Source organism: Streptomyces sp. NPDC058274 (assembly GCF_042881375.1).
Lineage (GTDB): Bacteria > Actinomycetota > Actinomycetes > Streptomycetales > Streptomycetaceae > Streptomyces.
Genome location: NZ_JBHVXW010000003.1, coordinates 176,770 through 202,108, shown reverse-complemented (window position 1 = coordinate 202,108; position 25,339 = coordinate 176,770). Strand labels below are relative to the sequence as shown.

The following is a 25,339-nucleotide window of genomic DNA, read 5'->3' as shown; positions in this document are numbered from 1 at the left end:
CACCGACGACGTCCCGAAGCGGTCGGTGCGGTCACCGCGCGCTCTGCCGCTGGGGACCGTCAGCTCGGACCGAGCGGGATCGACCGCCTGGTCCCCCACCGGCCCCGGAAACGAGTGAGAGGCAGTCTCGGGATGCCCCGATACTGCCTCTCACCTGCGACTCTCACGAGTCGGGACGACAGGATTTGAACCTGCGACCCCTTGACCCCCAGTCAAGTGCGCTACCAAGCTGCGCCACGTCCCGGCGCCCGTCTGACCTGGGCTTTCCCCTGGCTGAACGTGCACCGAAACAATACCGCACTCGGGCCGGTGGTCGCGCACCGCTTTATTTCGGGGCCGGCGCCCCTCGCGGGCGGGACGAGAGGTGTCGCTTGACCTCAAGTTTGGTCGAGGTTGCACGATCGTCGGCATGACGACCACGACGCAACGCGACGACCCGCGATACCGGTACGCGGACCTGCCCCGGCTGATGGGGCTGATGACCGGCGACGAGAAGCACGGGCCCGCGGCGACGTCCACGCTGGACGCGCTGTGGGTGCTCTACGACCAAGTGCTGCGGGTCGGTCCCGACCGGGCCGAGGACCCGGAACGGGACCGGTTCCTGCTGTCCAAGGGACACGGTCCGATGGCGTACTACGCCGTACTCGCCGCCAAGGGCTTCGTGCCCGTCGACTGGCTGCCCGGGTTCGGCGCGTACGACTCTCCCCTGGGCCACCATCCGGACCGGGTGCTGGTACCGGGCGCCGAGATCGGCAGCGGCTCGCTCGGGCACGGGCTGCCGATCGCGGTCGGCATGGCGCTCGGGCTGCGCGCCCAGGGGCTGGGCGAGCCGCGCGTGTGGGTGCTGGTCGGGGACGCCGAGCTGGACGAGGGCAGCAATCACGAGGCCATCGCATATGCCGGGCCCGCGGGTCTGGAGCGGCTGCACACCGTCGTGATCGACAACTCCTCCGCCAGTCACGCCCGGCCCGGCGGCATCGCCGCCCGGTTCGAGGCGGCGGGCTGGTCCACCCGGACCGTCGACGGGCGTGATCACCGGGCCCTGTACGACGCCTTCACCGCACCTCATCCGGGGCGCCCTCACGCCGTGGTCGCCCGGGTCGAGCCGAAGTCCGCGTGAGCCCGCGGGCCTGGGTGCGGGTCCGAGCCGGATACCGGATGCCGGATACCGCTCGCGCCTCGCCGGCCCCTGCGCCCGTGGCCCCGCATTTCTCCGCCGAACAGTCATCTCATCTCGTAGAAGGACCAGCCCATGGACACCATGCGTGACCGTTTCGCCCCCGTCGTCTCGCGGCTGCTCGACGAGGATCCGCGGGTCGCGGTCGTCCTCGCCGAGATCGGCAAGGACGGCTTCGCGGAGGCCCGGCGACGGCATCCGGACCGGATGATCAACGTCGGGATTCGCGAACAGCTCCTCGTGGGCGCCGCATCGGGACTCGCGCTGACCGGGCTGCGGCCCGTGGTGCACACGTTCGCGAGCTTTCTGGTCGAGCGGCCGTTCGAGCAGGTCAAGCTCGACCTCGGCCATCAGGACGCGGGCGCTGTCCTGGTGAGCGCCGCCGCTTCCTTCGACTGGCCGGCCGGCGGCTACACCCACATGTCACCCGGAGACGTGGCCCTGCTCGACACGCTGGACGGCTGGACCGTTCACGTCCCCGGGCACCCCGACGAGGCGGAGACGCTGCTGCGGCACGCGGTCGCCGCCGGCGACGACAAGGTGTACGTGCGGCTGTCCGTGCAGGCGAACACCCGGGGACTCGCGGTCGACGGGACGCGGTTCCGCACCGTCCGCGAGGGACGCGCGGGCGTGGTCGTCGCGGTGGGCCCGATGCTCGACGCCGTGCTCGACGCCACGGAGGGACTGGACGTGACGGTTCTGTACGCGAGTACCGTCCGCCCCTTCGACGCGGCGGCGCTGCGCCGGGCCACCGAGACGGCACCTGCGGACGTCGTCCTGGTCGAGCCGTACCTGGCCGGTACGTCGACGGCCGCCGCGAACGACGCGCTCGCCGAGCTGCCCCACCGTGTCCTCGGCCTCGGCGTCGGGCGCCGCGAACTGCGCCGGTACGGCAGCGTCGACGAGCACCTGGCCGCCCACGGGCTGGACGCCGGGGCACTGCGGGAGCGGATCGGCGGGTTCGTCGGCGCCGGGGCGCGTGTCTGACCGTTCGACGCGGAGCACTCAGCCGGCCGGGCGCCCCAACTCCGGGTACGCGTCGAGGAGTCGGGGCGGGGCCGCCTGGCGCCAGGAGTCGGCCAGGATGTCGTGGAGTTCGGCCTCGTCCTCCAGCACTCCGAGGCGTACCCGGACCCAGGCGAAGCCCGCCTCGTGATCGGCGATCCAGAACTTCCCGGGCTCGGCCAGGGTGAGTTCGTCGCGCTCCTCCTTCGGGCAGCGCACCGCGATCGACGTCTCCTCCTCGGGCAGCGTGGCGAACATCTTGCCCGCGACCCGGAAGGTGGGCATGTTCCAGGCGACCTTCTCCGCGGTGTCCGGCAGGGAGAGGGCGATACGGCGTACGTCTTCGGCATCCGGCATGCCTCGCACCGTAGCCAATGCCACCGACAATCACCTGGTGGGGCCGGGGAGACCCGGGTGCGGGTGCCATCCGGCTAGTACGAGGGCAGGGTGACCGCCCGCCGACCGCAGTCCGGCTCCGGTGCGGTGACGGCCCCGATCGCGAGGCACCCGCGGCAGCCGCCCTGGCGCCCGGAGGCGTCAGGCGCTGAGCACCCCCGCCCCCGTCCGCTTGTAGAAGATCGTCGTGGGATGCAGCGTCCCCCGCGGCGTCGCCGCGTAGTCCGGGATCGCCCCCACCCGGGTCCAGCCGGCCGACCGGTAGAGGGACTCCGCGGGGCTGTCGGTCTCGGTGTCGAGGTGGAGCAGGGTCACGCCGGCCGCGGCCGCCGCCTGCTCCGCGGTGGCCAGCAGCGTACGGCCGAGACCTTGCCCTCGGCCGTCCCGGTGCACCATCAGCTTCACGAGCTCGGCGCGGTGGCGGCTGTTGGGCTTGTCGGGGAAGGCCAGGCCGACGGTGCCGAGCACGCGGCCCGCGGAGCGCGCCACCCAGACGGCGAGCTGCCCGGCGGCGACGGCCGCCGCCCGCTCCTCCCACCAGGCGACGGCCGCCGCGCGGTCGAGCGGGGCGAGGAATCCGATGGAGGCCCCGCCGTCCACGGTGTCGGACAGCAGGTCGGCCAACTCCTCGGAGCAGGCTATGAGTTGTGCCGCGTCGAGGCGGGAGACGGTCGTCACGGCAGGACCACCACCAGCGCGTAACGGACCTCGTCGGGGCCGGGGCACCGGAAGCGCGTCGGCCCCCACACCCGCATCCGCAGGCAGTCACCGGCGTCGAGATGGTGCTCGACGTCCTGGGCCGTCACGTCGAGCGCCCCGTCCAGAACCCAGATGTGCTGCTCGAGACCGGGCACGGGCGGGCGGTCGTACGCGATGTCCGCACCGGCCGCGAGCCGGCCCTCGACGAGTTCGCCGCGCAGTCCCGCGTGCGGCGGCGACACCGATCGCCGTACGAAGCCGGAGGCCCGGTCCTTCCAGATCGCCTGGTCGGCCGCCCGGACGGTCAGGGCCGGTTCCGCCTCGACCTCGCTGAGCAGCTGCGACATGGTCCGCCCGTGGACGTGGCACAGACGGTTCAGGAGCGAGGCAGTGGGACTGATCTCCGCGCGCTCGGCCCGGGACAGGGTCGAGCGGCTCACCCCGCTGCGCTCCGCCAACTCCCCGAGGGACCAGCCGCGTTCGGCCCGCAGCTCGGCCAGCCGGGCGGCGAGCCGGGCATCGACGGCGTCCTCCACATCGTTTCCCATATTCGGGATGCTATCCCATATTTGAAACGCGATCAGGTCGCCCCTCCTTCGCGCCCGGGAACGCGCCTCCAGGAATCGTCCTGCCGACCGAAGGGCGGCCGGGTCGCGGCGCGAGCCCCGACCCCTCAGGTCGCGGCCTTGGCCAGCGCCTCCAGCACCGGCCGGATCAGCGGATGATCCTCGGCACCCCGGCGTACGGCGGCGAAGACGCGGCGGGTGGGGGCGGTGCCGTCGACCGGGCGGACGACCACACCCGTGAGATCCATGCCGCGCAGGGCGGACCGGGGCACCAGGGCGACGCCCGCGTCGGCGGAGGCGAGGGCGACGACGGCCCGGAAGTCGTCCGAGGAGTGCTCGAGGCGGGGCTGGAATCCCGCGCTCTCGCAGGCCAGGACGACCACGTCGTGACACGGGTTGCCGGGGTAGGGCCCGATCCAGGGGTCCTTGGCCAGTCCGGCGAGCGGGACCTCGCCGGCGTCGGCCAGCGGGTGGGTGACCGGCACGACCGCGTCGAAGGGCTCGGCGTACAGCGGGACATGGGTGAGACGCGGGTCGTCCGCGGCGGGGGCGCCCCGGTACTCGACGGCGACCGCGACATCGACCAGCCGGTCCAGGACCATCGGCAGACTGGCGTCCCCCTCGGCGTCCTGGACGCGGACCCGGATACCGGGTGCGGTGGTGGCGAGGCGGGCCAGCGCGGGAGCGACCACCAGGCCGATGCCGGTCGCGAAGGAGGCGACGGTGACCGTGCCCGCCGCGCCCGAGCTGTACGCGGCCAACTCCGCCTCGGCGCGCTCCAGTTGGGCCAGGACCACATTCGTATGACTGAGCAGGATCTCGCCGGCGGGCGTCAGCCGTACGCCGCGGGCGCTGCGCTCGACGAGCCGGTGACCGGTCTCCTGCTCCAGGGCGGCCAGCTGCTGGGAGACCGCCGACGGGGTGAGATAGAGCGCGGCGGCAGCCGCCGTCACCGTGCGGTGGTCGGCCACCGCACGGAGGATGTGGAGCCGCCGCGCTTCGATCATGTGACCGATTCTCTCAGGTCACGCGGGCCTTTGAGCCCTCACGCCCGTCCGCCCGGACCGACCCGTGGATACGGACACTCGGACCGACCCGTGGGTACGGACACTCGGACCGGCCCGTGGGTACGGACACTCGGACCGACCCGTGGATACGGACACTCGGACCGACCCGTGGGTACGGACGGCGCCCGGCCGGACCTCCGGCGCCGGCCCCAGGCCGGGCCGCCGTACGGACGCCCGGCCGGGCCGCCGTACGGGCGCCCAGGCCGGACCACGGGAACGGACGCCCGGCCGGACCGCCAGTACTGGTGCCCCGGCCGGCCCGCGGGTACGGGCCTCCCGGCGCCCGCGTCAGCCTTCGAGTTCCGCGCGTGCCGCCATGAACGCGTCGACCGCCCGGTTCACGTCCTCGCTCGAGTGCGCGGCGGACAGCTGCACCCGGATCCGGGCCTGTCCCTGCGGCACCACGGGGTACGAGAAGCCGATCACGTACACGCCACGCTCCAGGAGCAGCTCCGCCATCCGTCCGGCGACGGACGCGTCGCCGATCATGACGGGGGCGATGGCGTGGTCGCCGGGGAGGATGTCGAAGCCCTCGGCGGTCATCCGGGAGCGGAACAGCGCGGTGTTCTCGGCGAGCCGGATCCGCAGGTCGTCGGCCGACTCCAGCAGGTCCAGCACCTTCAGCGAGGCCGCCGCGATCACCGGGGCAAGCGTGTTCGAGAAGAGGTACGGGCGCGAGCGCTGGCGCAGCAGGGCGACGATCTCGGCGCGGGCGGCGACGTAACCGCCGGACGCGCCGCCGAGTGCCTTGCCCAGGGTGCCGGTGATGATGTCGACGCGGTCCATGACGCCGTGCAGTTCGGGGGTGCCGCGGCCGCCGGGGCCGACGAAGCCGACGGCGTGCGAGTCGTCGACCATGACCATGGCGTCGTAACGGTCGGCGAGGTCGCAGATCTCGCGCAGCGGCGCCACATAGCCGTCCATCGAGAAGACGCCGTCGGTGACGATCAGCCGGCGCCGGGCGTCGGACGCCTCCTTGAGCTGGGCCTCCAGGTCGGCCATGTCGCGGTTGGCGTAACGGAAGCGACGGGCCTTGGACAGCCGGATTCCGTCGATGATCGAGGCGTGGTTGAGCGCGTCGGAGATCACCGCGTCCTCGGCGCCGAGCAGGGTCTCGAAGACGCCTCCGTTGGCGTCGAAGCATGAGGAGTAGAGGATCGTGTCCTCCTGGCCCAGGAACGTGGACAGCCGCTGCTCCAGTTCCTTGTGCACCTCCTGCGTACCGCAGATGAAGCGCACGGACGCCATGCCGTAGCCCCAGCGGTCGAGGGCCTCGTGGGCCGCGGCGACGACCTCGGGGTGGTCGGCGAGACCGAGGTAGTTGTTGGCGCAGAAGTTGAGCACCTCGCCGGGGCGGCCGCCCGCGGTGACGCTGACGGTCGCGGACTGCGGGGTGCCGATGACCCGCTCGGGCTTGTGCAGGCCCGCGGCGCGGATCTCGTCGAGGGTGGTGCGGAGATCGTCGCGAACAGAGTTGAACATGGGGGACTCCATAAGGTGCAGAGGCAAACCGAGCCGGAAGATCAGGCAGTCCAGTCGAGGATGACCTTGCCGCCGCGGCCGCTCGCCGCGTCGGCGAACGCCGCCTCGTAGTCGCGGTAGCCGTACCGGCCGGTGATCACGGGGGCGAGGTCGAGGCCGCCTTCGAGCAGGACCGACATCGCGTACCAGGTCTCGAACATCTCCCGGCCGTAGATCCCCTTGATCGTGATCATCGAGGTGACGATCCGGGACCAGTCGACCGGGAACTCCTGGGAGGGCAGGCCGAGCATCGCGATACGGCCGCCGTGCGTCATGTTGGCGAGCATGTCGCGCATCGCCTCGGGCCGCCCGGACATCTCCAGGCCGATGTCGAAGCCCTCGCGCAGGCCGAGGGTGCACTGGCCGTCGGCGATGGTCGCGTCCGAGACGTTCAGCGCGAGGCTCACGCCGATCTTGCGGGCGAGGTCCAGCCGCTCCTCGCTGACGTCGGTGATGACGACGTTGCGGGCGCCGGCGTGGCGGGCCACCGCCGCGGCCATCAGGCCGATCGGACCGGCGCCCGTTATCAGGACGTCCTCGCCGACCAGCGGGAAGGAGAGGGCGGTGTGCACGGCGTTCCCGAACGGGTCGAAGATCGCGGCGACATCGAGGTCCACGGGAACGCGGTGCACCCACACGTTGGCGGCGGGCAGCGCCACGTACTCGGCGAACGCGCCGTCGCGGCCGACCCCGAGTCCGACCGTGGCCCGGCACAGGTGGCGGCGACCGGCCAGACAGTTGCGGCACCTGCCGCAGACCAGGTGGCCCTCGCCGCTCACGCGGTCGCCGGCCTTGATGTCGGCGACGTCGCGGCCGGTCTCGACGACCTCACCGACGAACTCGTGCCCGACGACGAGCGGGGTGGTGATCGACGCCTGCGCCCAGCCGTCCCAGTTGCGGATGTGCAGGTCCGTACCGCAGATCCCGGTCCTGAGGACCTTGATCAGTACGTCACCGGGGCCGATGGACGGTTCCGGGACGTCCGTGAGCCAGAGGCCGGGCTCTGCCTTCTCCTTGACGAGCGCCTTCAACGCAACGGCTCCTGTGGGTGAGTCCCGGACCCGGGCATGCCGAAGGAGCCCGTACCGGGGAGGGGGTGAGAAAGACGGGGTGAGATCCCGTAGAAATCTGCCGTACGGCGGTGCCCCCGGTCCATCGAGGTTTTCTTAAGCGCCGCCCCAGCTTTCCTTCACGCCTCACCGAAACCGGGCCCTGCCGTCGCCGGGTACCCGCACGGATCCAGCGGTCCCGGCGGTGCACGGCTGTCCGTCCACCGCCTACCGCGTCTGCCCGCGCTCGAAATAGGCGACGAGGCCGGGATCGAGCGCGGGTACCTCGCGCGGGGAGCCGCCGTCCCGCAGCGACTGGGTGGCCCGGAAGCCGGCGGCGACCGCCATCCGCGCGGCCACCGGCGAGGTGTCGGTGCGGCCTCCCTCGCGGACGAACCGCAGGAACTCGTCGATCAGCAGCGGATCGGCGCCCCCGTGCCCGCCGTCCTGCGCGGCATCCGGCACCGGGTACTCCGCGTCGGCCCGCTCCCGGTAGCCGGAGCGCCGGGTGTTCCAGACCTTCACCACTGCCCCGGGCCCGTCACCGAAGTTCTCCAGCCGGCCCGCGTCGCCGATGACGGTGTAGTTGCGCCAGTAGTCGGGCGAGAAATGGCACTGCTGGTAGGTGGCGAGCACGCCGTTGTCGAGACGCATGTTGACCAGTGACACGTCCTCGACGTCGATCACGGGATTGAGCGCCCGCTGGGTGCGCGGGGGCCAGTGGCCGTCCTCCGTGTACCAGTCGTCGGCCTTCGGCTCCCCCGGTGGCCGGCGGTGCGGCAGATCGCCGTAGACCATGAGATCGCCCAGCGCCTGCACCTGCCGGGTGTAGCCGCCGGCCAGCCAGTGCAGTACGTCGATGTCGTGGGCGCCCTTCTGCAGCAACAGGCCGGTGGTGCAACGGCGTTCGGCGTGCCAGTCCTTGAAGTACCAGTCGCCGCCGTAGCCGACGAAGTGGCGTACCCACACGGTCTTGACGACGCCCAGGTCGCCGCGCTCGATGAGGTCGCGCATCCGCCGGATCACCGGCATGTGCCGCATGTTGTGCCCCACGTAGAGCCGGGTGCCCGTCTCGAAGGCGGTGCGCAGGATGAGGTCGCAGCGCTCGATCGTGATGTCCAGCGGCTTCTCGACGAGCACCGGCCTGCCCGCGCGCAGCGCTGCGCAGGCGAGGTCGGCGTGGGTGTGGTCCGGGGTGAGGACCAGCACGGCGTCGACGTCCGGGGCGTGGAGTACCTCGCGATGGTCGCCGACGGTACGGACGCCGGGGATGCGGTCGGCGGCACGGTCCCGCAGCACGGGGTCGTGCTCCGCGACGACGGTCACGCGGGAGCCCCGGCCGGGGCGGTGGGCGATCCGGGCGAGCGAACCGCGCAGGCCGAAGCCGAGCACGCCGAGACGCAGGTCGGTCATGGTGCCCCTTTCCGAGCGGTGGTACGGGAAGGGAAGGGCGGGGTCAGATGCCGCCGCTCTCCCGGCGTTCGAGCTCCGCGACCAGTTCCGCCGCCATCGCCTTGATGGTCTCCAGGCCTGCCCGGCCCCAGGGGCGCGGCTCGACGTCGACGACACAGACCGTGCCGAGGGCGATGCCGGTGCGGTCGATGAGCGGCGCGCCCAGATAGGAGCGGATGCCGATCTCGTCGACCACCGGGTTCCCGGCGAACCGCGGGTAGTCACAGACGTCCTCCAGGACCAACGCCTTGCGCCGGACCACCACATGGGGGCAGAAGCCGTAGTCGCGCGAGAGTTGGCGGCCCAGCGTGCGCTTGCGGCCGTCCGCGGCCACGGCGGTGGTGAGCACAGCGCCGGAGCCCGCGCCGTCCGGGGTGTGCAGTCCGGCGAAGAACTGCCGGTTCTCGTCAATGAAGTTGACCATGGAGTAGGGCGCCGCGGTGACCTCGGCGAGCCGGCGGGCGAACGCGTCGAAGGCCGGTTCGGCCCGCTCCCCCAGCCCGAGCCGGCGCAGCCGCCGTACCCGGGCCGGCGCGTCCTTGTCCTCCGGGGTCAGCAGCAGACGACCTGCCGGGCGCGGCGGGTCGTAACTCATGTGCGTGCTCCCTGATATGACGGGTGCTCAGCTGAGAGCTCCCTGACCTGGTCATAACTCACCTATGGGCTCCGTGACTCGGGGTGCGCGTCGGCGCGTGGGCGATGAGGTGCCGTACCAGGGTGAGCAGGGTCTGCACTCCGGAGCTGGAGATCCGGGCGTCGCAGCGCACCACGGGCACCTCGGGATCGAGGTCTATGGCCGCGCGCACCTCCTCGGGGTCGTAGCGGTACGAGCCGTCGAACTCGTTGATCGCGACGATGAATCCGAGGCCGCGCTGCTCGAAGAAGTCGACCGCGGCGAAGCAGTCCTCGAGCCGGCGGGTGTCGGCGAGGATCACCGCGCCGAGCGCGCCTTCCGAGAGCTCGTCCCACATGAACCAGAACCGCTGCTGCCCGGGGGTGCCGAACAGATAGAGCACGTGTTCCGGGTCGAGGGTGATGCGCCCGAAGTCCATCGCCACGGTCGTCTCGACCTTGTTCTCGATGCCGTCGAGATGGTCGGTCGCGGCGCTGACCGTGGTGAGCAGCTCCTCCGTACTCAGCGGCGCGATCTCGCTCACCGCGCCGACGAAGGTCGTCTTGCCGACTCCGAACCCTCCCGCCACCAGGATCTTCAGTGCGGTGGGAAAGGGGTCAGAGCTGTCGTCGTAATCCATCGAGCACTGCCTCCAGAAGAGACCGGTCAGTGGGGTTGTGGTGGAAGGCGGGAGCCTTGGTGGTCAGTGCCCCGCAGTCGACGAGGTCGGACAGCAACACCTTGGTGACCGCGGCCGGCAGCTTGAGATGCGCGGCGATCTCCGCGACCGAGACGGGTCCCCGGCACAGTTCGAGCGCCTGGGCGTGTTCCGGGCCGAGGTAGCCGAGCGGGGTTGCTCCGGTGGCCCTCACCTGAGACAGCAGATCGAGCGCGGTCGTCGGCCGGGTCCGGCCGTTGCTGACCGTGTAGGGGCGTACCAGGCGTCCGGCCGCATCATCGAGCCAGGGCCCGTCGCCGGCCGCGGTCACGCTCAAGGCCTCGACGCCGAGGGTTCGACGGCGGCCTGCCGGGGCGCGGTCATCAGATACGGGCGGACGCTCTTGACCAGCATCGCCATCTCGTACCCGAGCACCGCGGCGTCGGCCTCCCGCCCGGCGAGCACGGCGAGACAGGTACCGGAGCCGGCCGTGGAGACGAACAGCAGCGTGGAGTCGAGTTCGACGACGACCTGTCGTACGTCGCCGCCGTCCCCGAAGCGGACGCCCGCGCTGCGTCCGAGCGAGTAGAGACCGGCGGCCAGCGCGGCCATGTGGTCGGCGCTGTCCGGGTCGAGGCCGTGGACGGACTTCACCAGTCCGTCGCAGGAGAGGAGTACCGCGCTCTTCGTGTGCGGTACGCGCTGCACGAGGCCGCTCATCAGCCAGTCGAGATCGGATACATGGGCGGTCGGCGCGTCGCTCGCCATGGTGGATCGACTCCTTGGAATACGAAGGTCCCCGGGAGCGGGGTGAGTGGGGGTGAGGCTGGAGTGGGGGGTGAGGAGAGCGCTCGTCATCCGGCCGGTGTGCTCCCGTCGTGCCGGGCCGTGCGGTCGGGCGCGGGCGCGCTTTCCCGTGTCCCGCGCGCCTCGTAGTGCGCGGACGCGTGCGCGGAGCGCGCTTCGCCTATGTGCCGCACGTCCGCGGACGGTCCGTCCCAGTGCGTCGCCTCCCTGTGCGCCGCAGTCATGTGGCCGGCGTCCACGTGCGCCGCAGTCGTGTGGCCGACGTCCATGTGCGCCGCGTCCATGTGCGCACCCTCCATGGCGCGTCCGTCCAGGTCTGCCGCCCTCAGGTGCGCGACACCCTGGTCCGTCACGTCGGCGGGTGACACATCGGCGGGTGACACGTCGACGGGTGACACATCAGTGAGTGACACATCGGCGGCCGGTACGTCGAGACGGGTGTGGGCGTCGGGAGGCGCGGGTACGCCGGCATCCCCGAGGCCCGCCTCTCTGCGGCCGGTCTCCACAGGGCCGGTGTCGCCCTGGTCCGTCTCCCGGTGCGCGGCTGCCTCCGCGAGCCCGATCCCGCGCTGGAACGCGGCCATCAGACCTGGATCGTGGCCGACGTGCTGGTCGGCGTCCGGCCGGGGCAGGGGCGTGGGGCCCCCGCGCAGTTGGGGCGCGAGGTGTTCGTGCGCCCGCCGCCGGGGCAGCTGCGGTTTACCCATGGTGCCGCGTACCGTGCCGCCGCGCGGGGTGGGCGGCACTGACGTGTTCCCGTCCACCGTCGGCCGGTGCTCCGGGCGGACCCCGGGCAGGGCCTCCGCGGGAGTGGGCCGCTGCGGACGGGCGCCGCGCATGGGCAGCGGAGCCGGACGGCCCCCCTCGGCGGCGGACGCCCCGGGCAGGCCGGACGGCGGACCGGGCAATGCGGACGGTGCGGGATCCCGTCGCGGCGCCGACGGCTGTCGCGCGGATCGCGGCTCCCGTGCCCCGCTCGCCTGCCCCGGCACGGAAACCGGCGCGGGGGCCGAAACAGGGGCCGAAACGGAGGCAGACGCGGAGTGCCGGACCGGCTCCGGTTCCGAGACGGGCGCCGAAGTCGTCGCGTACTGCGGGCTCACCGGGACCCGTGGCGCCCCGGTCGCCTCCTGCGGCTGCGGGTGCGGACGCGCCTGCACCGGCTCTCCGGGCGCCCCCGGTGCCGTACCCAGGAGCGCCTGTGGCACGACGAGTACGGCCTGGACTCCGCCGTAGATGTTGGTCTGGAGCCGGACATGGATGCCGTGCCGCCGGGCGAGCTGCGAGACCACGAAGAGACCGATGCGGCCGTCCTGCAGCAGGCTGGCGACATTGACCTGGTCGGGGTCGGCGAGCAGCGCGTTCATCTTGCTCTGTTCGCCGACGGGCATGCCCAGGCCCCGGTCCTCGACCTCGACGGCGAGCCCCGAGGTGACGAGATTGGCGCGCAACAGGACCTGGGTGTGCGGGGCCGAGAAGACCGTGGCGTTCTCGACGAGTTCGGCCAGCAGGTGGATCACGTCGGCGACCGCGTGCCCGCGCAGGGTGCCGTCGATCGGCGGCACCAGCTTGACCCGCGAGTACTGCTCGACCTCGGCGATCGCGGACCGCAGCACCTCGGTCATGGAGACCGGGTTGCTCCACTGCCGGCGCGAGACGGCGCCGCCGAGGACGGCGAGGTTCTCGGCGTGGCGCCGGATGCGCGTGGCGAGGTGGTCGACGTGGAAGAGGCCCTTGAGCAGGTCCGGGTCCTCGATCTCGTTCTCCAGCTCGTCGAGGATCGAGATCTCGCGGTGCACGAGGGACTGGAGCCGCCGGGCCAGATTGACGAAGACCTCGACCTTCTGTTCGCTGCCCGCCTGGCTGGAGAGTTGGGCAGCGTGGACCACCGCGGTCATCGCGCCGTCGCGGGCGCGTGCCAGGTCGGCGGCGAGCAGCTCGAAGTCGTCGGCGTCCGCGGGCGGACCGCTGCGCGGCCTGCGGGCGGGCGGCCCCTCGCCGCGGCGCAGTGCCTCGACGAGGGCGCGCAGATCCGCCTCGCCACGGGCGCTGGTGCGGCGCAGGGCGCCGAGACGTTCGCTCATGGACCGGGCGGTCCGGTCGGCCGCGAAGGCGCCGATCACGATCCCGGCGAAGGCCACGCCCACGGCTCCGGCGAGGATCGTCCACAGGGTCGGGCTCGGCCGTACCCCGGTGGTGCGGACGGTGAACAGCACCGCGGCGCAGCCGCTGAGTGCCACCGCGACGGGCGGCAGGACGGCCAGGCGCAGCAGTTGGGGCCGTATATGGGTCTCGGGCAGTGGCGGAGTGGCACGGGTGACGGGTCGTCCGTGCCGCCCGCCCTCACGGCGGTCTGCGCGTGCGGCCGGTGCGCGAAGGTGAGACATCGGCGTCCTCGTACTGGTGCGTCGGGGGCAGGGGGAGGCTCCCGCGGGTCTGCGCGACTCGGGCGTGCGCCATCGCGGTGCCGGTCGAGAGGGCCGAAGAAATCGGCCCTGCGTCGCCCGACGGCCACTCACAGTAGTCGCCAACGCATCATGTGCGGTGGGCAGTTGACAAAGTCCCCCGCAGAGGGTCCCGCTCTGGTATGAGGTGTCGCACGACAGACCGATACCGTCTCGGACGCCCGTTCGCATGGGACGCCGACGCCGATCAGAGCTGTTCAGAAGCAGTCACGAACAGACGGCGAGGGCCGAGGAGCACTGCGCTCCTCGGCCCTCGCCCTCCAGCCTTCTCCCTGCCGCGGTCACCCCGCGGGGACGGTCTCCGGCTCTCCGCTGCCGTCGGCCGACACCTGCGGAGGGTTACCCGGTGTGGTGCTCGTCGTCGTGGCGACAGCCTTCGCGAGCGTGGCCCAGCCGCCCCTGGGTTCGACCGCGACACCGCGCCACCAGGGCTCGGACGGAATGGTCTCGGCCGTGGGTTCGAAGGGCTCTCCGGGGTGCGGCAGGGCGATACGGGCGCCGGCCGCCTCGGCCGCCTCGATCGTGCCCTCGCCCGGCTCCACCCAGGGGTGGGTCGCGAGGTTGAACGTGGCCCAGTGGATCGGCAGCATCGCACCGGCGGGCCGGCCGCCCTGGAGATCCAGATGGGCCCGCATGCCCTCCTGGGGCGTCATGTGGATGTCCGGCCAGAACTCGCTGTACGCACCGATCTGGATCATCGTCAGGTCGAACGGGCCGTGCTCGGCGCCGATGTCCTTGAAGCCCTCGAAATAGCCGGTGTCGCCGCTGTGGTAGATCCGGTGCTGGTCGCCCGCGACCGCCCAGGAGGCCCAGAGGGTGTGCTGCTGGTTGCGCAGGCCCCGCCCGCAGAAGTGCCGGGCCGGGGTGGCGGTCAGGGAGAGGCCGCCGATCTTCGTCGATTCGTTCCAGTCCAGCTCGCGCAGGCGGTCCGCGGAGACGCCCCAGCGCTCCAGGTGCGCGCCGACGCCGAGCGGCACCGCGAAGACGGTGTCCGTATCGGCCAGCGCCTTGATGGTGGGCAGGTCGAGGTGGTCGTAGTGATCGTGGGAGATGACGACGACGTCGACCGGGCCGAGGGCGGCCAGCGGGAGGGGCACCGGGTGCAGCCGCTTGGGTCCGGCGAAGGCGAACGGGGAGCAGCGGTCACCCCAGACCGGATCGAAGAGCACCCGGTGCCCGTCGATCTCCGCGAGAACGCTGGAGTGTCCCATCCAGGTGATCCGCAGCCCACTCGCCGGAGGCTTGGCGAGGTCGGCGACGGTCGTGGGGTGCACGGGCACCGTGCCGGCCGGGGCGCGGTGGGCGCGCTCCTCCTTGCGGAAGAAGACCTTCGCGAGCTCGATCATGGATCCGTCGGGGCGGATGCGGGCACCCTGCGGATTCTGGAAGACACCGTCCGCGAAGTTCGGCGATCTGCGGATGCGCTCCATGCGCTCGCCGGCAGGATCCGCGCCGAAGGCGGCGGGCCGCAACGAGCGGAGCCCGGAGCTCAGGGAACGGAAACCGGTCACGGTTACCTCCAGGTGGAGTCGGTCTGGCATTCCATTATGGTCCGCCCCGCCGACAGCGCCGGGTCCAGCGGGTGACAACACGGTGTCCCCGGGGTGCAGGGCACAGCTGTCCCGTGAACGGCACCCGCCCCGAGGGCCGATCAATCGTTCGACTGTCAACGTTGACACAGGAGTCACGCACTCCGGATACTGACCCGCGATTCAGTTGCCGTCGTCAGCTGCCGGCCACGGTCACCGCACCGGAACGCCCGGAGTTCCGGCCACGGCCACCGCACCGGAACACGACAGGGCACCGCCCGCACAAGGAGACCGCATGACCGCCCGCGACGACGCCCCGCTGCTGACCCTCACCTGGACCGACCATGTCACCGGACGCCGGGGCCATCTCGTCGTCGACCGGCTCGTACGGGGCGTCTCCAGCGGCGGGCTGCGGATGCGGGAGGGCTGCACGCTGGACGAGGTCGCCGGACTCGCGCGCGGTATGACCATGAAGGAGGCCCTCCACTACAACCCCGAGGGCCACTACGTCCCGCTGGGCGGCGCCAAGGGCGGCATCGACTGCGACCCGCAGGACCCTCGGGCGTACGGCGTGCTCGTGCGCTATCTGCGGGCCATGCGCCCGTACCTCGAGAGCTGCTGGACCACCGGGGAGGACCTCGGCCTCAGCCAGGACATGGTCGACCGGGCCGCCGCCGAGGCGGGGCTCGTCTCGTCCATCCAGGCCGTGTATCCGCTGCTCGACGACGAGGCGACCGCGCGGCGACGGCTCGCTGACGCCTTCGCGGTCGAGGTGGACGGCATCGGACTCGACGAACTGGTCGGGGGCTGCGGTGTCGCCGAGTCCGTGCTCGCGGCCCTGGACCGGGCGGGCGTGCCGTACGCGGGTACGCGCGTGGCCGTGCAGGGGTTCGGCACGATGGGCGGGGCGACGGCGCGGTTCCTCACGCGCGCGGGGCTCACCGTGGTGGCCGTCGCCGACATCAAGGGCACGATCGGCAACCCGGAGGGGCTCGACATCGACGCCCTGCTCGCCGCGCGCGACGCGTTCGGGACGGTCGACCGCGGCGCCCTGCGGCCAGCCGACCGTGAACAGCCCGGTGACGCCTGGCTGCACACGGACGCGGAGGTCCTGGTCCCGGCGGCCGTCTCGTACGCCGTCGACACAGACAACCAGCGCTGGATCAAGGCCCGTTGGATCGTCGAGGCGGCCAACATGCCCGTCCTGCCCGCTGCGGAGACGCTGCTCGCCGCGCGCGGGGTGACGGTCCTGCCGGACGTGGTCGTGAACTCCGGTACGAACGCCTGGTGGTGGTGGACGCTGTTCGGCGACATCGGTCCGCACGCGGACGAGGCGTTCGCGTACACCCGGCGCTCGATGCGCGCCCTCATCGACCGGGTGCTGGCCCGCGCGGAGGCCGACGGCACGACTCCCCGGGCGGCCGCACAGGCCATCGTCGCCGACCGGCTGCCGGTGATCGCGGAGCGTTTCGGCTGGTACCGGTGAGGCTCCTCGGTGGAGTCGGCCCCGCGCCGCAGGGGTGGCCCGCGACGGATTAGGGTTGCCGCGTGGCGAGAGTGCGGTTGAGTGTGGGCGAGCGGCGCAAGGAGTTGCTGCTGGCCGCCATCGGGCAGATCGAGGCGCGGGGCATCGCGGCGGTGCGGATCGCCGATGTGGCCGCCGCGCTCGGCGTGAGCAACGCGCTGGTGCTCTATCACTTCTCGACCAAGGAGAAGCTGGTCGCCGAGGCGTTCACGTTCGCGGCCGAGGCCGATCTCGCCCGCCTGCGCAAGCTGGTCGGCCGTCGTACGTCGGCGCTACGGCGACTGCGGGCGGCGGTGCGCTGGTACGCGCCGACCGGTCAGGCCAAGGGCTGGCGCCTGTGGATCGAGGGCTGGGCCGCGGCACTGCGCGAGCCGGTGCTGCGGGAGGTCACGCAGGATCTCGACCGGCAGTGGAAGGCCGCGATCACCGAGGTGATCGCCGAGGGTGTGGCCGCGGGCGAGTTCCGCTGCCCCGACCCGGCGAGCGCCGCCCTGCGCCTCACGGCCCTGCTGGACGGGCTCGCCGTACAGATGACCGCGTATCCCGGTGCGGTCTCGCGGGCGCGCACACAGGAGTGGGTCGACGAGGCACTCGCGCGCGAACTGGGGCTGGAGCGCGAGGCGTTGACCGCGTCGACACGCTGAGCCGTGCACACGTCCGGGCTTCCGCACGCACGTTGAGCACCGCAGTCGCGTAGGCCTCTCCGCATCCCTCCGGAGCGGCGACCGGTCCCGACGCGCGCACCGGAAGCCGCGCCGCGCCGCCCGGGCAACCGCGCCGAGATCGGCCGCGACGTGGTGGCCACTCCACGGTGGGCCACACCGTGGCGGGTGGGCCACACCGTGGCGGGCCGGCCGCCTCAGACCGCCGACGCGATCCACGTCTTGATGTCGTCCGGCGACAGACTCCCCTTCGCCGCCACGTGGTCGCCGGAGGACTCACCGCGCAGCCGGCGTCCGATCCAGGGCACCAAGTACTCGCGCGCCCAGTGGATGTCGTCCCGGCGGACCTCCAGCGTGCCGCGCGGCGGCAGCGGGGGCCAGGCCTGGTCCGGGTCCGCCGGTACCTCCAGGCCGAGCACCTGGCCCGCGCGCAGCGCGACCCGGGTGTGGCCCTCGGGCGAGAGATGGAGCCGGTCGCCGTCCCAGGCCCGCCGGTCCTGGACCGTCTTGAGCGACCACAGGTCGAGCACCGGACAGCCGTAGCGGTCGGCGACGGCCCGCACGTGTCCGTTGTACGTGGCGATCTTGCCGCGCAGATGCTTCAGCACGGGCACGCCACGGGTGTCGAAGCCGGTCGTCACCAGGACGGTGCCCACTGCCGAGGTGAGGTCGGCGATCGCGCGCTCGAAGCGCTCGGCGACCTCGTCGGGGTCGGTGCCCGGCCGGATGATGTCGTTGCCGCCCGCGCAGAAGGAGACCAGGTCGGGCGCGAGCTCCTTGGCCCGCGGGAGCTGGTCCTCGACGATCTGGTCGAGCAGTTTGCCGCGTACGGCGAGATTGGTGTAGCCGAAGTCGCCCTCGGGACGCCGGTCCGCGAGCAGCACCGCGAACCGGTCGGCCCAGCCGACAAAGGCCCCGTCCGGACCGGGATCGCCGACGCCTTCGGTGAAGCTGTCCCCCACCGCCACGTACGACCCGATCACTGATCTGTTGTCACTCTTCGAATCGTCTGCCACATCGAGCCATAATTCACCTTCCGATGTGACCTACGCGACCGTATTAAAGGGTTGACGCGCGGTGACAAAAGCCACTCGTCAAGTATTGGTCAATCCGGAATAACAGCGCACTCAGGGACAGTTGACGAGCCTCAATACCCAACAGTCCGGTCCGGGAGCGGAAACCTCGCCCGGCACGCGGTACACCGAAGGCCGGCCCCGGGGATCAGGGGGCCGGCCTACGGAGGCGGTGCGGGCGTCAGCCGACGGTGACGCCGTGCGCGCGCAGGTACGCGACCGGGTCCACGTCCGAGCCGTAGTTCGGCGTGGTGCGGATCTCGAAGTGCAGGTGCGGGCCGGTGACGTTGCCGGTCGCGCCGGACAGGCCGAGCTGCTGACCGCTGGTCACGGTCTGGCCGGTCGAGACGGAGAGCTGCGACATGTGGCCGTACTGCGAGTACTGGCCGTCCGCGTGCCGGACGATGACCTCGTTGCCGTAGGCGCCGCCCCAGCCGGCCGAGACGACGGTGCCCGCGGCGACGGACTTGATGCTGGTGCCGGTCGGGACCACGAAGTCGACACCGGTGTGGTAGCCGCTGGACCACATGCTGCCCGCGGTCTTGTAGGAGGTGCCGATGGTGGCGCCCTGGACGGGCAGGGTGTAGCCGGAAGCGGCCGCGGGCTTGGCGGGCGTCGTCTTGGTCGTCTGGGTCGACTTGCCGGACGACTTGGCGGCCGGGGAAGCGGCCTTCCCGCCGAGCGTGAGCTTCAGACCCGGGTGGATCAGGGCCGGATCGCCGCCGATCACCGTGCGGTTGTCGTCGTACAGCTTCTTCCAGCCGCCGCTGACGTGCTGGTCACCGGCGATCTTCGAAAGGGAGTCACCGGCCTTCACCGCGTACGTCTTCGTCGAGGCCTTCTCGGCGGCGCTCGGAGCCGCGGCGGCGGCCTTCTGCGGAGCCGAGGACACGGCGGCCGCCGGAGTGGCGGCGTGCGCGCCGGTGGCCCCCATCAGCGGCAGTGCGAGTGCGGCGCCGCCGGTTCCGGCGACGGCTATCGAGCGGGAGAAGCGCGGGGACTTCGGACGGCGGTGCTTACCCTTCGCGGGCATGGGAATTTCCTCTCCGGCGCCTGCGAGGTGAGCTGTCGGGTGCGAGCTGGAGCTGCCCGGCCGCGCTTCGCGCGGCTTAACCCCTAGCCGTTCCGGAGACCGGAACAGGCGTGGTACCTGTGGGTCCCCCGCTCCTGCCGTACACGGGTGGGTGTGCGGGATACCGGGCGGCGGCAGGATTGGGCGTCCGTCCGGAGTGAGGGTGAACGTAAGCGAGATGAGAGCGCGTCTACAAGCTTGTGGGTTTCCTGTGCGCACCGCTTTCTTGATCCATGCCCGAATTACCGGTCACTGTCCGTGGATGGGTGATCTTGTCGGGCAGGTAATCCCCAGGTAAATCGGGCAGGTTGAGAACGTCGAACCGCGACGCATTGTCACGAATATGACGCTGCTCACGCGCTCGCGCCCCAGCTGCCCCTATTCCATGGGTAGTTGGTCCGAAGACGGCAAATCGCCTAGAACAGTCAGATGCGATACCGACGGACAATCCTCACATCGGTGCCGCCCTGCGGCTCGGTCCGCAGCCGTGGTGCGGCAGCATCGCGCCTCGGTGGACCTCGCCCGTTTCGCGGCACTCGTACGCTTCCGTCGGGTCGGGGCCACGCAGTCGGAGCGGCGCGGCTTCCCCGGGCCCTGGTGCCTCGCGGGCAGCGCCTGTGGACAACTCATTGCCCCGGGAACCCATGTCGTATCGTCGAGAGCGGACCCCGTCGGCGAGCACGCAGAGCTGCGCCGGCGGACGAATGGGAGGAGCCCTCGTGACGCAGCAGATCCCGTCGACCGAGCCGGAGCTGGCAGCAGTGCGCAACTTCCGCGACGTGGGCGGCCTGCCCACCGTGGACGGCCGACGGGTGCGGTACGGGCAGCTGTTCCGCAGCGGTCACCTGGCGCACGCCACGCAGGAGGACGCCGCGTTCCTCGCCTCCCTCGGGCTGCACACGATCTTCGACTTCCGCAACGCCGCGGACCAGCGCCTGGAAGGCCCGGACGTCGAGCTCCCCGGCGTGCGGAACGTGAATCTGCCGCTGACCGACCCGGCGGACGGCGCCGAGTTCTGGAAGATGGTCCGGGACGGAGACATCGACCAGCTGCGCGCGATCCTCTCGGACGGCAAGGCGGCGAACCGCATGATCGGCTCGTACCGCACGATCATCAAGGAGCGCACAGCCGAGCACTCCCAGGTGCTGCACGCACTGGCCGAGGACAGCGTGCCCGCGCTCATGCACTGCGCCGCGGGCAAGGACCGCGCGGGCCTGTCGATAGCCGTGACGCTCCTCGCCCTCGGCGTCGAGCGCGACGCCATCCTGGCCGACTACCTGGAGTCGAACGCGGCACACCGTCGCTACAAGGTGCACCGCAGCAGCTCCTCCGCCTCCGCGTACTCCCCGGAGGTCATGGAGCTGCTCAGCCCCCTCTTCGACGCCCGCGCCGAGTATCTGAACACCGCCTTCGAGACGATCGAGGCGACCTGGGGCGGAGTCGACGCCTACCTGGATCAAGGACTGAAGATCACCCCGGAGCTGCGGGACCGCCTGCGCGAGCGGCTGCTCGACTGACCCCGCGGTGACCGGCGGCTACTGGTTCTGCGCGCCCAGCGTGAAGAGCAGGTAGACGAAGAGCGCGAAGAGGTGGCCCACGGCCACGTAGACGAGGAGCCGCACCCACAGCGCGCGGGGGAACTTCTCCTCCATGGACCGCCGGGCGGGCTCGGTGGGTTCGGTCATGACGTCTCTCCCGGGGTCGGGTGCTCCGTCGCCGGGCCGAGGCACAGCGCGGCGGCGGGGCTCTGCAGCAGGGTGTGTACGAAGAGGAGCTCGGCCCCGTCACGGTCGGCGGCCGCGATGCGGTGGGGGGTGTCCGAGTCGAAGTGCGCGCTGTCGCCCGGCGCGAGGGCGTGCGCCGTGTCCCCGAGCCGCAGCCGTAGCCGCCCGCGGAGGACGTACAGCCACTCCTCGCCGGGGTGGACGCGCACGATGTCGCCCTGCGCCCCGTACGGGACGTGCACGCGCAGGGCCTGCATTCCGCGTCCGGGGGCGCCGGCCTGCCAGTAGGTCCAGCCGCCCGCCTCGCTCGGTTCGACATCGGCGGCCCGCACGACGGCGTCCCGCTCGGCGACCGTCTCGCCGAGCAGCTCCGAGACCGTCGTGCCGTAGATGCGGGCGAGGGCGAGCAGCATCGGCAGGGAGGGCTGGCGCTGCCCGGTCTCCAGACGGGAGAGATGGGCGGGCGACAGCCCGGCGGCGCGAGACGCCGCCTCCAAGGTCAGCGAGGCTCGGCGCCGCAGCGCACGGAGCTGGGGCGCGACGACGGGAAGTCCGTCGGAAGCACCCGGCCGGGAAGGGGTCGTACCCTCGACAGGGCTCATGTCTTCCATTGAGCCGCAGGCTTGCCCGGCAGGCAAATTTCTTGCCTCAGAGGCAAGAAGGCTCCGGCCGGCCCCGGTCCGCGAAGGCGCTCGCCCGAGCCACCGCACAGCATCGGCCACTCCAGCCGCCCCACCGCACAGCCCCAGCGCTCCGGTCGGCACCACCGCACAGGCCAAGCCCCTCCAGCCGCCCCACCGCGCAACCTCACCGCTCCGGCCGGCACCACAGCACAGCCCAGCCACTCCAGCCGCTCCACCGCACAGCCAGCCCCAGGCGAGAGGGGCGGGCCGCGTCGGCCCGCCCGGCCGGCGCCCACCCCTACCGGTTCGCCACCGCCTGCTTCACGAGCGTCTTCCCGAAGTCCCACATCAGTCCGCCGCCGCTGTGCGCGTCGTCCATCACCGCGGTGAAGGCCTCGATGAACCGGTCCACGTCCCGCTCGCCGATGATCAGCGGCGGAATCAGCTTGATCACCTCCAGGTGGTCGCCGGAGACCTGGGTGAGGATGCGGTGCCGTTGCAGCAGCGGTACGACCACCATCTGCGCGAACAGTCCCTTGCGCGCGGCCTGCAGCATCGCCCAGCGGCTGCGCAGCTTCAGCGACTGCGGCCGTCCGAACTCGATGCCGATCATCAGGCCCCGGCCGCGGACGTCGCTCAGCAGCTCGTACTTGTCGACGAGCGCGGCCAGCCGCGAGGTCAGCTGCTCGCCCATGGCGCGGGCGTTGGCGACGATCTGCTCGTTCTCCAGTACGGAGAGCACGGCGAGTCCGGCCGCCATGGCCTGCGCGTTGGAGCCGAAGCTCGCCGAGTGGACGAGGACGCGGTCCATGGACGAGTAGACCTTCTTGAAGATCCAGTCCCGGCCCAGCGTGGCGCCCACCGGCACATAGCCGCCCGACAGCGCCTTCGCCACGCAGACCAGGTCCGGCTCGACACCCTCGTCGTGCTGGTAGGCGTAGAAGTCGCCGGTCCGCCCGAGCCCGGTCTGCACCTCGTCCGCGATGAGCAGTGCCTTGTGCTTGCGCAGCAGCTCCTGGGCGGCGCGCAGATAGCCGGGCGGGGCCTCGTGCACACCCTTGCCCTGGATGGGTTCGACGATCAGGCCGGCGACGTCACCCTTCTTCAACTCCCTTGCCAGCGCGTCCAGATCGCCGAGCGGTACGGCCGTGTCGGGCAGCAGCGGTGCGAAGCCGTCGCGGAAACCGTCCTCGCCGTTGACGGACAGCGACCCGGTGGTCAGCCCGTGGAAGGCGTGCGAGCAGTAGAGGATGCGCGGTTTCCCGGTCGCGTACCGGGCGAACTTGAGCGCGGTCTCGACGGCCTCCGTCCCGCTGTTGCCGAAGAACACCCGGTCCAGGTGCGGACTGTGGGTGAGCAGTTTCTCCGCGAGCAGCCCGGGCAGCGGCTGGCAGTCGAAGCGGGTGAGGTCGGCGAGGGAGGCGTCGAGGACGTCGTGCAGCGCCGCCCGGACCACGGGGTGGTGGCGGCCCAGGCCCATCACCCCGAACCCGGCGAGCATGTCCAGGTAGTCGTTGCCGTCCGCGTCCCAGAAGTGGGCGCCCTCGGCCCGCTCGTAGACCTTGTCGAAGCCGATGGTGTGCAGCATGCGCGGGAGCTGGTGATTGAGGTACCGGGTGTGCAGCTCGTAGCGCTCGGCTCCGCGTTCGGCCAGCAGCGCGCCGAGGTCGAACTCCGGCTTCCCGGAAGGGGACTTCCCGACCGGGGACTCCCCGGTGACGGGCGGCTCCTCCGAGGGAGCCGTCCCTGAAGGACTGGTCATTCCTGTTTCTCCTTGGCGAACTGGTCCTTCGCCGCCAGGCCGGCACTGATCCGTCCGGCGACCTCGACGGGTGTGAGGCCTATGTCCGCGAGCAGCTCACCGCGTTTGGCATGCGCGAGAAACTGCTCGGGAATGCCGAACCGCCGTACCGGCACGTCGACTTCGGCGTCTCCGAGCGCGAGGGCGACGGCGCCGCCGACCCCGGCCGCCCTGCTGTTGTCCTCAACGACGGCGACGAGCCGGTGCTCCGCGGCCAGGCCCGGCAGCGAGGGGTCCACCGGCTTGACCCAGCGCGGGTCCACGACCGTGCAGCCGATGCCCCGGGCCTCCAGCAGCTCGGCGGCCTGCAGACACACGGGAGCCATCACGCCGACGGCGACGAGGAGGACCTCGGGCTGGTCGGCGCGGTGCAGCACGTCCATGCCGCCCACCTGGTCCACCGCGGCAATCGTCGGCCCGACCGACTCCTTCGGGAAGCGGAGGAGCGTCGGGGCGTCGTCGACCGCGACCGCCTCCCGGAGCTGGGCCCGTAGCTGGTCGGCGTCGCGCGGCGCGGCGATCCGCAGACCGGGCACGACCTGGAGGATCGACATGTCCCACATGCCGTTGTGCGAGGCGCCGTCCACCCCGGTGACGCCGGCCCGGTCCAGCACGAAGGTCACTCCGCAGCGGTGCAGCGCGACATCCATCAGCAGCTGGTCGAAGGCCCGGTTGAGGAAGGTCGCGTAGACGGCGACGACGGGGTGCAGTCCGCCGGTGGCGAGCCCGGCCGCCGACACGGCGGCATGCTGCTCGGCGATCCCGACGTCCCACACCCGGCCGGGGAACCGCTCGGCGAACTTGCCGAGGCCCACCGGGTGCAGCATGGCCGCGGTGATGGCCACGACGTCGTCGCGTTCCTCCCCGATGCGGACGATCTCGTCGCCGAACACCGAGGTCCAGGAAGGGCCGTTGGAGGGCGCGAGGGGCTCGCAGGTGAGCGGGTCCATCACGCCGACGGTGTGGAAGCGGTCCTCGTCGTGTGCGAGCGCGGGCTCGTAACCGCGGCCCTTCTCGGTGAGGCAGTGGATGAGGACCGGCCCGTGGAAGCCCTTGGCCCGTCGCAGCGCCGACTCCACCGCCCGCATGTCGTGCCCGTCGATCGGCCCGACGTACTTGAGGCCGAGGTCCTCGAACATGCCCTGCGGCGCGAAGGCGTCCTTGAACCCCTTCTTCGCGCCGTGCAGCGACTCGTAGAGGGTGCGCCCGACGACGGGCGTGCGCAGCAGTACGTCCTTCCCCCAGGCCAGCACCCGCTCGTAACTGTCCTTCGTCCGCAGCGTGGCGAGGTGGTTGGCGAGGCCCCCGATGGTCGGGGCGTAGGAGCGCTCGTTGTCATTGACGACGATGATCAACGGGCGGTCCTTGGCCGCGGCGATGTTGTTCAGCGCCTCCCACGCCATACCGCCGGTCAGCGCGCCGTCGCCGATGACCGCGACGACATGGCCGCGCTCGCCCTGCACCTGGCGGGCCTTGGCGAGGCCGTCCGCCCAGCCCAGTGCGGTCGAGGCATGACTGTTCTCGATGATGTCGTGCTCGGACTCCTCGCGCGAGGGATAGCCGGAGAGGCCGCCCTTGCTGCGCAGCTTGGAGAAGTCCTGGCGGCCGGTGAGCAGTTTGTGCACATAGCTCTGATGGCCGGTGTCCCACAGAATGCGGTCACCGGGTGACTCGAAGACCCGGTGGAGGGCGATGGACAGTTCCACCACCCCCAGATTGGGCCCGAGGTGTCCGCCGGTCCTGGCCACCGCCTGGACCAGGAACTCGCGTATCTCACCGGCCAGTTCACCGGTCTGCGCCTCGGACAGCGCCTTCAGGTCGCGTGGTCCCCGGATGCTCTCCAGAATCGTCACGC

The 25,339-nt window shown here is 71.6% G+C and carries 24 protein-coding genes, 1 tRNA gene and 1 riboswitch; of the genes, 5 read left to right on the top strand and 20 right to left on the bottom strand.

Annotated features, from left to right (window positions below; all coding sequences use genetic code 11):
- Positions 1 to 170: 170 nt before the first annotated feature.
- Positions 171 to 244 (bottom strand) — tRNA-Pro (locus ACFVYF_RS08175).
- Positions 245 to 409: 165 nt separating this feature from the next.
- Here ACFVYF_RS08175 and ACFVYF_RS08170 point away from each other — a divergent pair.
- Both ACFVYF_RS08170 and ACFVYF_RS08165 read left to right on the top strand, forming a co-directional pair.
- On the top strand, positions 410 to 1,120 hold the full coding sequence (locus ACFVYF_RS08170) for a transketolase (protein ID WP_389452619.1): 711 nt from the start codon (positions 410 to 412) through the stop codon (positions 1,118 to 1,120).
- A 132-nt stretch (positions 1,121 to 1,252) separates the two neighbouring features.
- Positions 1,253 to 2,164, top strand: a complete 912-nt coding sequence (locus ACFVYF_RS08165) for a transketolase family protein (RefSeq protein WP_389452616.1) — start codon at positions 1,253 to 1,255, stop codon at positions 2,162 to 2,164.
- 18 nt (positions 2,165 to 2,182) lie between these two features.
- Here ACFVYF_RS08165 and ACFVYF_RS08160 read toward each other — a convergent pair whose 3' ends face one another.
- The 13 genes from ACFVYF_RS08160 to ACFVYF_RS08100 form a co-directional block, all read right to left on the bottom strand.
- Positions 2,183 to 2,539: an MmcQ/YjbR family DNA-binding protein gene (locus tag ACFVYF_RS08160; RefSeq protein WP_389452613.1), complete on the bottom strand. Its 357-nt coding sequence runs from the start codon at positions 2,537 to 2,539 to the stop codon at positions 2,183 to 2,185.
- Positions 2,540 to 2,719: 180 nt separating this feature from the next.
- The gene (locus ACFVYF_RS08155) at positions 2,720 to 3,256 is read right to left on the bottom strand and encodes a GNAT family N-acetyltransferase (RefSeq protein ID WP_389452610.1); all 537 of its coding nucleotides are present in this window, start codon (positions 3,254 to 3,256) and stop codon (positions 2,720 to 2,722) included.
- The gene (locus ACFVYF_RS08150) at positions 3,253 to 3,825 is read right to left on the bottom strand and encodes a helix-turn-helix domain-containing protein (protein ID WP_389452607.1); all 573 of its coding nucleotides are present in this window, start codon (positions 3,823 to 3,825) and stop codon (positions 3,253 to 3,255) included. Before ACFVYF_RS08150 ends, ACFVYF_RS08155 begins: the two co-directional genes overlap by 4 nt.
- A gap of 125 nt (positions 3,826 to 3,950) precedes the next feature.
- Complete coding sequence (locus ACFVYF_RS08145; protein WP_389452604.1) at positions 3,951 to 4,850, bottom strand: LysR family transcriptional regulator; 900 nt, start codon at positions 4,848 to 4,850, stop codon at positions 3,951 to 3,953.
- A gap of 348 nt (positions 4,851 to 5,198) precedes the next feature.
- On the bottom strand, positions 5,199 to 6,392 hold the full coding sequence (locus ACFVYF_RS08140; RefSeq protein WP_389452601.1) for a glycine C-acetyltransferase: 1,194 nt from the start codon (positions 6,390 to 6,392) through the stop codon (positions 5,199 to 5,201).
- A 41-nt stretch (positions 6,393 to 6,433) separates the two neighbouring features.
- Positions 6,434 to 7,462: an L-threonine 3-dehydrogenase gene (gene tdh, locus ACFVYF_RS08135; RefSeq protein WP_389452598.1), complete on the bottom strand. Its 1,029-nt coding sequence runs from the start codon at positions 7,460 to 7,462 to the stop codon at positions 6,434 to 6,436.
- Positions 7,463 to 7,708: 246 nt separating this feature from the next.
- On the bottom strand, positions 7,709 to 8,893 hold the full coding sequence (locus ACFVYF_RS08130) for a Gfo/Idh/MocA family protein (RefSeq protein ID WP_389452595.1): 1,185 nt from the start codon (positions 8,891 to 8,893) through the stop codon (positions 7,709 to 7,711).
- Between the two features lie 43 nt (positions 8,894 to 8,936).
- Entirely contained in the window at positions 8,937 to 9,527 is a 591-nt protein-coding gene (locus tag ACFVYF_RS08125; protein WP_389452592.1) for a GAF domain-containing protein, read from the bottom strand.
- A gap of 58 nt (positions 9,528 to 9,585) precedes the next feature.
- Positions 9,586 to 10,185, bottom strand: coding sequence for an ATP/GTP-binding protein (locus tag ACFVYF_RS08120; RefSeq protein ID WP_389452589.1), 600 nt, complete (start codon positions 10,183 to 10,185; stop codon positions 9,586 to 9,588).
- Positions 10,163 to 10,534: a DUF742 domain-containing protein gene (locus ACFVYF_RS08115; protein WP_389453588.1), complete on the bottom strand. Its 372-nt coding sequence runs from the start codon at positions 10,532 to 10,534 to the stop codon at positions 10,163 to 10,165. Before ACFVYF_RS08115 ends, ACFVYF_RS08120 begins: the two co-directional genes overlap by 23 nt.
- A gap of 2 nt (positions 10,535 to 10,536) precedes the next feature.
- Positions 10,537 to 10,971 carry a roadblock/LC7 domain-containing protein gene (locus tag ACFVYF_RS08110; protein ID WP_389452586.1) on the bottom strand — a complete coding sequence of 145 codons (435 nt, stop codon included), beginning with the start codon at positions 10,969 to 10,971 and terminating at the stop codon, positions 10,537 to 10,539.
- A gap of 86 nt (positions 10,972 to 11,057) precedes the next feature.
- Positions 11,058 to 13,397, bottom strand: coding sequence for an ATP-binding protein (locus tag ACFVYF_RS08105; protein WP_389452583.1), 2,340 nt, complete (start codon positions 13,395 to 13,397; stop codon positions 11,058 to 11,060).
- A gap of 359 nt (positions 13,398 to 13,756) precedes the next feature.
- Positions 13,757 to 14,986: an MBL fold metallo-hydrolase gene (locus ACFVYF_RS08100; protein WP_389453585.1), complete on the bottom strand. Its 1,230-nt coding sequence runs from the start codon at positions 14,984 to 14,986 to the stop codon at positions 13,757 to 13,759.
- A gap of 313 nt (positions 14,987 to 15,299) precedes the next feature.
- Between ACFVYF_RS08100 and ACFVYF_RS08095 the strand changes: the two genes are divergently transcribed.
- Both ACFVYF_RS08095 and ACFVYF_RS08090 read left to right on the top strand, forming a co-directional pair.
- Positions 15,300 to 16,490, top strand: coding sequence for a Glu/Leu/Phe/Val dehydrogenase dimerization domain-containing protein (locus ACFVYF_RS08095; protein ID WP_389452580.1), 1,191 nt, complete (start codon positions 15,300 to 15,302; stop codon positions 16,488 to 16,490).
- Positions 16,491 to 16,552: 62 nt separating this feature from the next.
- A complete protein-coding gene (locus ACFVYF_RS08090; RefSeq protein WP_389452577.1) occupies positions 16,553 to 17,173 on the top strand; it encodes a TetR/AcrR family transcriptional regulator in 621 nt (206 codons plus the stop codon).
- Between the two features lie 215 nt (positions 17,174 to 17,388).
- Here ACFVYF_RS08090 and ACFVYF_RS08085 read toward each other — a convergent pair whose 3' ends face one another.
- Positions 17,389 to 18,174 (bottom strand): SGNH/GDSL hydrolase family protein, encoded by a 786-nt coding sequence (locus tag ACFVYF_RS08085; protein WP_389453583.1) that lies wholly within the window; start codon positions 18,172 to 18,174, stop codon positions 17,389 to 17,391.
- Between the two features lie 271 nt (positions 18,175 to 18,445).
- A complete protein-coding gene (locus ACFVYF_RS08080) occupies positions 18,446 to 19,297 on the bottom strand; it encodes a peptidoglycan DD-metalloendopeptidase family protein (protein WP_389452573.1) in 852 nt (283 codons plus the stop codon).
- Between the two features lie 2 nt (positions 19,298 to 19,299).
- A riboswitch (cyclic di-AMP (ydaO/yuaA leader) is annotated at positions 19,300 to 19,461 on the bottom strand.
- Positions 19,462 to 20,055: 594 nt separating this feature from the next.
- On the opposite strand from ACFVYF_RS08080, the gene ACFVYF_RS08075 reads away from it, so the two are divergent.
- Positions 20,056 to 20,853, top strand: coding sequence for a tyrosine-protein phosphatase (locus ACFVYF_RS08075; protein WP_389452570.1), 798 nt, complete (start codon positions 20,056 to 20,058; stop codon positions 20,851 to 20,853).
- Between the two features lie 18 nt (positions 20,854 to 20,871).
- Here the strand turns inward: ACFVYF_RS08075 and ACFVYF_RS08070 are convergent, their stop codons facing one another.
- From ACFVYF_RS08070 to dxs, 4 genes are all read right to left on the bottom strand, one after another.
- Positions 20,872 to 20,988: a DUF6126 family protein gene (locus ACFVYF_RS08070; protein WP_389453581.1), complete on the bottom strand. Its 117-nt coding sequence runs from the start codon at positions 20,986 to 20,988 to the stop codon at positions 20,872 to 20,874.
- Between the two features lie 29 nt (positions 20,989 to 21,017).
- A complete protein-coding gene (locus tag ACFVYF_RS08065; protein WP_389452567.1) occupies positions 21,018 to 21,662 on the bottom strand; it encodes a helix-turn-helix domain-containing protein in 645 nt (214 codons plus the stop codon).
- A 319-nt stretch (positions 21,663 to 21,981) separates the two neighbouring features.
- Positions 21,982 to 23,445 (bottom strand): aspartate aminotransferase family protein, encoded by a 1,464-nt coding sequence (locus ACFVYF_RS08060; protein WP_389452564.1) that lies wholly within the window; start codon positions 23,443 to 23,445, stop codon positions 21,982 to 21,984.
- Positions 23,442 to 25,337, bottom strand: a complete 1,896-nt coding sequence (gene dxs / locus ACFVYF_RS08055; RefSeq protein WP_389452561.1) for a 1-deoxy-D-xylulose-5-phosphate synthase — start codon at positions 25,335 to 25,337, stop codon at positions 23,442 to 23,444. Before dxs ends, ACFVYF_RS08060 begins: the two co-directional genes overlap by 4 nt.
- Between the last annotated feature and the right edge of the window lie 2 nt (positions 25,338 to 25,339).

Excerpts from the sequence above, each read along its gene's own strand:
- ACFVYF_RS08150 (WP_389452607.1), bottom strand. The coding sequence starts at position 3,825 with ATGGGAAACGATGTGGAGGACGCCGTCGATGCCCGGCTCGCCGCCCGG.
- ACFVYF_RS08160 (WP_389452613.1), bottom strand. The coding sequence starts at position 2,539 with ATGCCGGATGCCGAAGACGTACGCCGTATCGCCCTCTCCCTGCCGGAC.
- ACFVYF_RS08110 (WP_389452586.1), bottom strand. The coding sequence starts at position 10,971 with ATGGCGAGCGACGCGCCGACCGCCCATGTATCCGATCTCGACTGGCTG.
- ACFVYF_RS08145 (WP_389452604.1), bottom strand. The coding sequence starts at position 4,850 with ATGATCGAAGCGCGGCGGCTCCACATCCTCCGTGCGGTGGCCGACCAC.
- ACFVYF_RS08060 (WP_389452564.1), bottom strand. The coding sequence starts at position 23,445 with ATGACCAGTCCTTCAGGGACGGCTCCCTCGGAGGAGCCGCCCGTCACC.
- ACFVYF_RS08070 (WP_389453581.1), bottom strand. The coding sequence starts at position 20,988 with ATGGAGGAGAAGTTCCCCCGCGCGCTGTGGGTGCGGCTCCTCGTCTAC.
- ACFVYF_RS08130 (WP_389452595.1), bottom strand. The coding sequence starts at position 8,893 with ATGACCGACCTGCGTCTCGGCGTGCTCGGCTTCGGCCTGCGCGGTTCG.
- ACFVYF_RS08105 (WP_389452583.1), bottom strand. The coding sequence starts at position 13,397 with ATGTCTCACCTTCGCGCACCGGCCGCACGCGCAGACCGCCGTGAGGGC.
- ACFVYF_RS08170 (WP_389452619.1), top strand. The coding sequence starts at position 410 with ATGACGACCACGACGCAACGCGACGACCCGCGATACCGGTACGCGGAC.
- ACFVYF_RS08095 (WP_389452580.1), top strand. The coding sequence starts at position 15,300 with ATGACCGCCCGCGACGACGCCCCGCTGCTGACCCTCACCTGGACCGAC.
- ACFVYF_RS08125 (WP_389452592.1), bottom strand. The coding sequence starts at position 9,527 with ATGAGTTACGACCCGCCGCGCCCGGCAGGTCGTCTGCTGCTGACCCCG.
- ACFVYF_RS08080 (WP_389452573.1), bottom strand. The coding sequence starts at position 19,297 with ATGCCCGCGAAGGGTAAGCACCGCCGTCCGAAGTCCCCGCGCTTCTCC.
- ACFVYF_RS08165 (WP_389452616.1), top strand. The coding sequence starts at position 1,253 with ATGGACACCATGCGTGACCGTTTCGCCCCCGTCGTCTCGCGGCTGCTC.
- ACFVYF_RS08140 (WP_389452601.1), bottom strand. The coding sequence starts at position 6,392 with ATGTTCAACTCTGTTCGCGACGATCTCCGCACCACCCTCGACGAGATC.
- ACFVYF_RS08120 (WP_389452589.1), bottom strand. The coding sequence starts at position 10,185 with ATGGATTACGACGACAGCTCTGACCCCTTTCCCACCGCACTGAAGATC.
- ACFVYF_RS08065 (WP_389452567.1), bottom strand. The coding sequence starts at position 21,662 with ATGAGCCCTGTCGAGGGTACGACCCCTTCCCGGCCGGGTGCTTCCGAC.